General features: G+C 78.2%; 5 protein-coding genes. All 5 read right to left on the bottom strand.

The features are described 5' to 3' along the window. Positions 1-129 precede the first annotated feature (129 nt). Complete coding sequence (gene holA / locus ACFWEK_RS16365) at positions 130-1,158, bottom strand: DNA polymerase III subunit delta (protein ID WP_430547986.1); 1,029 nt, start codon at positions 1,156-1,158, stop codon at positions 130-132. A 98-nt stretch (positions 1,159-1,256) separates the two neighbouring features. After that, positions 1,257-3,902, bottom strand: a complete 2,646-nt coding sequence (locus tag ACFWEK_RS16360; RefSeq protein ID WP_430554715.1) for a ComEC/Rec2 family competence protein — start codon at positions 3,900-3,902, stop codon at positions 1,257-1,259. Next, positions 3,899-5,068 carry a ComEA family DNA-binding protein gene (locus ACFWEK_RS16355; RefSeq protein WP_430554714.1) on the bottom strand — a complete coding sequence of 390 codons (1,170 nt, stop codon included), beginning with the start codon at positions 5,066-5,068 and terminating at the stop codon, positions 3,899-3,901. Before ACFWEK_RS16355 ends, ACFWEK_RS16360 begins: the two co-directional genes overlap by 4 nt. Positions 5,069-5,151: 83 nt before the next feature. Beyond that, complete coding sequence (locus ACFWEK_RS16350) at positions 5,152-6,042, bottom strand: DegV family protein (protein ID WP_430554713.1); 891 nt, start codon at positions 6,040-6,042, stop codon at positions 5,152-5,154. A 49-nt stretch (positions 6,043-6,091) separates the two neighbouring features. Then, entirely contained in the window at positions 6,092-7,459 is a 1,368-nt protein-coding gene (aztD, locus tag ACFWEK_RS16345) for a zinc metallochaperone AztD (protein WP_430554716.1), read from the bottom strand. Between the last annotated feature and the right edge of the window lie 34 nt (positions 7,460-7,493).

Here is a 7,493-nt window from a genome sequence, read left to right as displayed (position 1 = left end):
CACCCACCGGGTGCGGCGCCCTTCGCGCGTCCCGCGGCCCTGCGGCGGACCTGCGGGCGGGGTGAGCGGGAGACGAGCTCCGCCTCGCACGAGAACCGGGGCTGATCGCCCGCTCGCAGCGGGGCGAAGTCAGCCGCGGCGGGAGCGGGCGATCGTCAGCACGGCCTTCTCGACGGCGTAGACCGGGTCGCGGCCGCCGCCCTTGACGTCGGCATCGGCCTGGGCGACGGCGCCGATGGCGGTCGCGAGCCCCTCGGGGGTCCAGCGGGTGAGGTCCCGCTGGGCGTTGCGCACCTGCCAGTCCTGCAACCCCAGCTGCCGCGCGGTGGCCGCGCCGCCGCGGATGGCCGCGACCCGCGCCAGGGTGCGCAGGCGCAGCGCGAGGGCCGCCACGATCGGCACCGGGTCGGCGCCCGTCGCCAGGGCGTGGCGCAGGAGGGCGACCGCTCCTCCCGTGTCCCCCGCGACCGCGGCGTCCGCGACCTTGAACCCCGTCGCCTCGACCCGGCCGCCGTAGTACCGGTCGACGACGGCCTCGCTGATGGTGCCGGTCGTGTCCGCGACGAGCTGCGAGCAGGCGGACGCGAGCTCGCGCAGGTCCGTGCCCAGCGCGTCGACGAGCGCCCGGACCGCCGCGGCGTCCGCCCGGCGGCGTGCGGCGCGGAACTCGGCCGTCACGAACTGGACCTTGTCGGCGTCCTTGGAGATCGGCTCGCACTCGAGGACGGGGGCGCCGCTGGCGACGATCGCGTCGAGCATCTTCTTGCCCCGCTGCCCACCCCCGTGCACCACCACGACGACCGTCTCCGGGTCGGGCGCCGCGACGTACGCGACCACGTCCGCGACGAGGTCCTCGGTGGCCGCCTCGGCACCCCGCACGACGACGACGCTCGGCTCGCCGAACAGCGACGGGCTCGCCGCGACGGACAGCTGGCCGGCGGCGTACGTGCCGCCGTCGAGCTCGGCCTTCTCGGTGGTGGCGTCGCGCTCGCGCGCCAGGCCGACGACGCCGTCCACCGCCCGTTCGGCGAGCAGCCCCTCCGGCCCGCGCACCAGGAGGACCGGCGCCAGCGTGGGGTCGTCCCACGACCGGCTGTTCGCCGACGACCTCCCCTTGCGGGCGGGACGGGACTGTCGGGACGTGGAGGCTGCGGGCACGCCCCCAGCCTGCCACGAACCGCCGACTCCCCTGCTCACCCCTGCATCACCTCCCGTCCATGCCCCGTGCCGTACCCGGTCGGTCCACGGTGGCCCCGTCAGCCGCACGCCAGACCGATCTCCTGCCCTCGGACGACGAGCGCCGCGGTGCCGCACTCGTCGGTCCGCACCAGCGCGGACCCCACGGACGCGTAGAGCGCGAGCGCGTCGTCGGTCGGGTGCCCGTAGGTGTTGTCGGCGCCGACGCTCACCAGCGTGACGCGCGGCGACAGGTGCCCCGCGAGCGCAGCGGACTGCGAGCGCGACCCGTGGTGGGCCATCTTCACCACGTCGACGTCGGCCGCGCTCCCGGTCGCGGCGAGGTCGGCGGCGAGGGAGTCCTGCGCGCCCTCCTCCAGGTCGCCGAGCACGACGACGTCGAGCCCGCCTGCCGTGCGCAGCTCGAGGGCCACGCTGGCGTCGTTCACGCCGTCGCCCTCGTCCCCGCCGCCCGAGCCGGCGGCGTGGGAGCCCTCGGCGCGGGGCCCGCCCGACGCCGCCAGCACCCGCCATGTCGCCGAGCCCGCCGTCCCGCCGTCGCCGACGGCCGCCGCACGGACCGGCACGCCGGCCGCCCCGAGGCTGGACCGCACGGCGGACGCCTGGCCCTCCGGCGCGTCCAGCGGCGAGACGAGCGCGGCCGTGACCGCGCGGCCGCGCAGCACGGCGGCGAGCCCGCCCACGTGGTCGGCGTGGAAGTGGCTGAGCACGAGCAGGTCCACGGTCGAGACGCCGAGCCGGTCGAGGCACCGACCGGCCGCCTCGCCGTCGGGGCCGACGTCCACCACCACCGCCGAGGTCGGGCCGGTGCGCACCGCGAGCGAGTCGCCCTGTCCGACGTCGCAGGCGGCCACCTGCCAGTCGTCCGGCACGGCATGACCGGCGCCGGCGAGCCGGGGCACCGCGACCACGAGGGCCGCGAGCAGCGCGGCGCCGGCCAGCCCGGCGACCGTAGCCGTCCGCGCGCGCCCGTGCCGTACCGCCGCCCGCCTGACCCGCCGCCGCACCCGGCGCACGGCGCGCGGCGCTGCCTCCCGCCACTCGCGCCGCCAGCCCTCGCCGGGCGGCCGACGCAGCACGAGCGCGAGGACCGCGACCGTGAGCAGCGTCAGCGCCGCCACCCCGAGCGGCCCGGCGGGCCAGGGCAGGCGCGCGCCCGGCACGGCGGCGAAGGTCTGGGCCACGCCCGCGATCCACCCCGTCGACAGGCCCGCCAGCCACGCGACGGGCAGTGCGACCCCCGGCGCCCACGGGGCGGCCGACGTGGCCACGAGCCCGAGCACGGTGGCCGGCACCAGCGCGGGGGTCGCGAGCAGGTTCGCCGGCACGGACATCAGCGGCACATGCGGGTCGAGGAGGAGCAGCACCGGCCCGCACGCGGCCGGGGCGGCCCACGGGCCCGCGCGCGCCACCGCGCGCGCACGGCCGGTCCACGGCGCGAGCCGGCGGGCGAGCGGTCCCGCCAGGAGCACGAGGCCGGCCGTCGCCGCGCAGGACAGGACGAACCCGTAGGACCGCGCGAGCCACGGGTCGACGACGAGCAGCACGGTCGCCGCCGCGGCGAGGGCCGGCGCGCCCGAGGACGGCCGCCCCAGTGCGAGCGCGAGGAGCGCGGCGGCGCACGTCCACGCGGCCCGGAGCACGCTGGGCTCGGGCCGGACGAGCAGGACGAACGCCGTCGCGGCGACCGCGACGACGCCGACGCGCACGGCGCGCGGGGCCCGCGCCAGCGCGCACAAGGCGGTGAGCGCGGCGACCACGATCGCGAAGTGCCCCCCGGAGACCGCGGTGACGTGGGTGAGGCTCGTGACCCGCATCGCCTCGTCGACGACGTCGGGCACGCGGCTCGTGTCGCCGACGGCGACGCCCGGCACCAGGCCACGGGCCTGGGCGGACAGGGGGTCGGTGACGTCCAGCAGCGCCGACCGCATCGTGTGCGTCGCCCGCAGCAGGGCCGTCGGCGGCGCACGCTCGGCCACCGGCCCCGCCGCCGTGAGCCGGGCGAGCGGGCCGTCACCCGCGTCGACGGGGCGCAGCACCCCGGAGACGGCGACGGACGCCCCGTAGCGTGGGGCCGCTCTGTCCGCGGTGACCTCGACGAGCCCCGCGGTGGACGACACGATCCCGCGCGCCGTCACCTGCCGCACGGCCACCTGCCAGCGCTCGCCGTCGCCGAACACGGCGGGCCTCGGCTCCGACACGACGCGACCGACCAGCTCGGCGTGCGCGCCCTGCCCGACCAGCGACCGCAGGGGCGCCTGCCGTGCCACCTGGGCGTGCGCCCCGAGCGACACGGCAGCGAGGCAGGCCAGCGCGACGACGACGTGCAGACCGGCGGACCGCGCACCGCCCTGCCGGCGCCGGTCCGCCCCCGTGGGCGCCGCCTCGCTCCCGCGGGTGCCCTGCGACCGCCACCGGTCCGACGGCGCCCACCGGGCGGGACGCGCCGCGACGACAGCGACCCCTGCGACGACAGCGGCGAGGGCCGCACCGACGGCCACCGTCCGGGCCCAGCCCAGCATCGGCCCCGTGAGCGCCCAGGCGGCGGCCCACGACACCAGGGCGGCCGGCGCGAGGCGCAGGTCGACACGCCGCGTCGGCGGCGACGCCAGGGTCCGTCGCGCGGCCGGTCCGGTCGCCGGGACCGATCCCGGCACCGCGTCGACAGACCCGCCGGGGGCGTCCGACCGGACGAGCGGCGTCACAGCGTGACCAGGTCGCGGACCTGTCCGAGGACGGACGGCCCGATCCCGGACACCTCGTCGAGCTCGTCGACGCTGGTGAACGGCCCGTTCTCGTCGCGCCACGTGACGATCCGCTCCGCCAGCGCGGGTCCGATGCCGGGCAGCTCCTCGAGGTCCGCCGCTCCCGCGGAGTTGAGGTTCACGGCACCGCCCGCCGACGCGTCGGCCCCGCCTCCGGTCCCGTCCTCGCCGGCCCCGTCGGGCGCGCCGTCTGCCGACGCGACCTGTTCCCCCGGTCTCGGCACGCGGATCTGCTCGCCGTCGACGACGGCCCGCGCCAGGTTCAGCGCGGCGGCGTCGGCGCGGCGGGTCGTGCCACCGGCGGCTGCCACGGCGTCCGCCACCCGGGCGCCGGCGGGGACCGTGACCAGGCCGGGCTCGCGCACCTCGCCCACGACGTGGACGACCACGGTGCCCGGCGCCGGCGTCTCGGGAGTCGCGGGCGCGCCTCCCCCGTCGAGGTCACCCGACCCGGCCGTGCCGGCTGTCGCGCCTGCTGCCCCGTCGGCCCCGTCGGTCCCGGCGGTCGGGCCGGCGGACGGCTGCGGCGGTCCGGCGGAGGCGCCGGACGGCGAGCTCGCGTCGGCGAGGGTGATGACGTCGTCGGGCCGTGCGGTCGCGACCACCGCGACGACGACGGCCACGAGCAGGACGGCGACGGAGGCCACGACGGCCGCACGCAGCCCGATCGACCAGCGGCGCGGACCACCGCCGTCGTCGTGCCCGTCGACGGGGTGCCCGTGCGCCGCCGTGTACGCGGCGGCGACGTGCCGCGCCGACCGGCGGGCGCGCAGGCGGTCGACGAGCTCGTCCTCGTCGCCCGTCGCGCCCCACGGCGCCGGGCCGACCGGAGGCTCGCCGACGGGGCCGGCCCACGCATCGTGGCCAGGATCGTGACCACGGTCGTGACCACTGTCCCCGCCGGCGTCCTCGCGCAGGGCGTGCCAGGCACGCAGCCGTGCGGCGGCCTCGTCGAGAGCCCGGTCCGGCCCCCGCTCGGAGGCGCCCCGCCAGTCGTCGCCCTCCCCCGGAGCACGAGTGAGGGGCGGCGCGGTGTCAGGCGGCGAGACGGCGGCCGGTGGCGGGGCGTCGGTTCCGCCGTGGTCGTGGGGCAGCGTGGTGGTCACGCCGCGACGCTAGGGTCACCGGCCTCCCCGGCGGCCGCCGCCAGCGGTGGCCTGTGGACGGCACGCGCCTGGGGGCAGCCTCCTCAGCGCACGGCGCCGCGGGGGCGTCCGCCCAGCTCGGCGACGACGACGGCGAGAGCGCCCGTCCCGACGTGGGCGCCGAGCACCGCGCTCACCGGCGTCACGACCGGCTCGGCCCCGGTCTCCGCGGCCAGCCGCGCCGCGAGCTCGCCGGCCCGCTCGGGCACGCCCAGGTGGTGCACGGCCACGCCCGGTCTCTCGCACGTCTCGGCGCGCCGCACCGCCACCTCCACCAGCCGGTCGGTCGCCGCGCGACGCGTCCGGACGCGCTGCGTCATCTCGATCACGCCGTCGCGCATGCCGAGGATGGGCCGCACGCCGAGGGCCGTTCCGAGCGCGGCCGCCGGGGCGGACAGCCGCCCGCCGCGGCGCAGGTGGTCGAGCGAGTCGACGAGGAACACGGTCGTGCTCGACTCCGCGACCTGCCGCGCGCGAGCGGCGACCGTCGCGGCGTCGTGCCCCTCGGCGGCGCACCGTGCCGCCTCCAGCGCCGCGAACCCGAGGGCCATCGCGACCGTCCGGGAGTCGACCGCCTGCACCGGGATCATGGCGCGCTGCCCGGCGCCCGCCGCGACCTCGACGGTGCCGGACAGCGCCCCCGACAGGTGGACGCCGACGACCGCCCGCGCGCCGTCGGCGGCGAGGTCGCGGTAGACGCCGGCGAACTCGGCCGGCGTGGGCTGCGAGGTGCTCAGCCGCTCGCCGGCGGCGATGCGCGCGGCCACCTCCTCGGGCGTGACGTCGACGCCCTCGCGCCACGACTCGTCCCCCGCCACGACGAGCAGCGGGACGACGACGGGCGCGAGCGCGCCGTCGTCCGTGGCGGGCAGGCAGGCGGTCGAGTCGGTGACGACGCGGACCGCGCCACGCTCGACAGGGAGATCGGAGGGCATCGCCGGGAGTCTACCGACGCCGCCCGGGACGGCCCGGGCGGCGCGGTCGTCACTCGTGGTCGTGCGCCTCGTGGTCGTGCGCCTCGTCGTCGTGCGCCTCGTGGTCGTGCTCGTCGGTGCCGCTCGCCTCCACGTCGCCCGAGACCCCGGAGATCTCGTTCGGCGCGACGTCCAGCTGGACGGACTTCCAGACCTCGCCGGACTCCACGTCCACCGCGTGCACGGACTTCGTCGCCGGGTCGGTGACGTACACGGACCCGTCCAGCGCGAGCACCGCGGGGCGCGGCTCCTGCCACTCGACCGGCTCCTCCCAGGCGTCGATCACCGGGATCGAGGTCGTGAGCTTCCCGCTCTCCGGGTCGATGACGTGCAGGGAACCGTCGGTGCCCAGCACGAGCGCCTCGCCGTCGGCACCGCGGGCCAGGGACCGGAACGTGTAGCTCGAGGGCAGGTCGACCAGCGACAGGTCCCCGCTGCGCGTGTCGACGAGCGAGACGCGCGTGGGCCGCTCCAGCTCGGCGTCGGGGTCCGTCTTGTAGTCGCCGAGCACGACGGGCGACTCCTCGGAGCCGGCCTGGTTGCCGATGCGACCGTAGGCGTCGGGCGCCTGCACCTTGGTGAGCTTGCCGTCCGCGTAGACGAGGACGCCGTCCTCGCAGCCCACGACGACGGCCTCGTCGGCCGCGACCGCCTCGCCGTGCACGCCCGGGCAGTCGTCGCTCGCCGCGATCTCCTGGTCGTCGGCGTCCAGGACGCGCACTCCTGAGCGCGACTCCTCGGTGCCCTCGGTGACGAGGAGCGAGTCGTCCCCGAGCTCGACCGCGACGCCGTGGTGCGCCGACGGCGTCGTGAGCTCTCGGGCGGGAGCCTCGCCCTCGGCCACGTGGGCGGAGTCGAGCACGCGGACCTGGCCGGTCCCGTCGTCGAACAGGACCGTGCGGCCGCCGTGCACGACGACGTGACCGGGCTCCTCGGCGGCGTAGGTGACGTCGGTGAGGCGTGGCTCGGACGTCCAGTAGTGGTGGTGGTCGCCGTGCGCCTCCGCCCATGCGCCGAGGTCCAGGGCGCGGAACCCGCCGGTGGTGGACGCCAGCAGGTGGCGGCCGTCGCCTGCGGGGTTGAGGCGGGTGAAGCCCTCGAGCGGCAGGTCGGCGACCTGCTCCAGCGTCTGGGCGTCGAGGACGACGACGCCGCCGTCGTAGGTGAGCGCGACGCGTGCGGTCGCGGCGGCGGCCTCGGTGGCCTGGGCGGTCTCGGCGCTGGAGGGCTGGTCGGAGGACCCCGCCGACCCGGCACCGTCGGCCGGGTCCGCGGACGCGCAGCCCGCCAGCGCGAGAGGGACCGCGAGGGCGAGGAGGCCCGCGGCGGACTGTCGGCCCCGGCGGGCGGGGCGGGTGGTGCGGGTGAGGGCAGGCATGCGTCTTTCTCCAGGTCGGGGCAGCACGAAGAAT

It is taken from the genome of Isoptericola sp. NPDC060257 (assembly GCF_042726645.1).
Lineage (GTDB): Bacteria > Actinomycetota > Actinomycetes > Actinomycetales > Cellulomonadaceae > Isoptericola > Isoptericola nanjingensis.
This window is presented reverse-complemented; position numbering and strand designations above follow the sequence as displayed.

What these genes read in the sequence shown, in the direction of transcription:
- aztD (WP_430554716.1), bottom strand. Translation starts at nt 7,459, where the DNA reads ATGCCTGCCCTCACCCGCACCACCCGCCCCGCCCGCCGGGGCCGACAG.
- ACFWEK_RS16350 (WP_430554713.1), bottom strand. Translation starts at nt 6,042, where the DNA reads ATGCCCTCCGATCTCCCTGTCGAGCGTGGCGCGGTCCGCGTCGTCACC.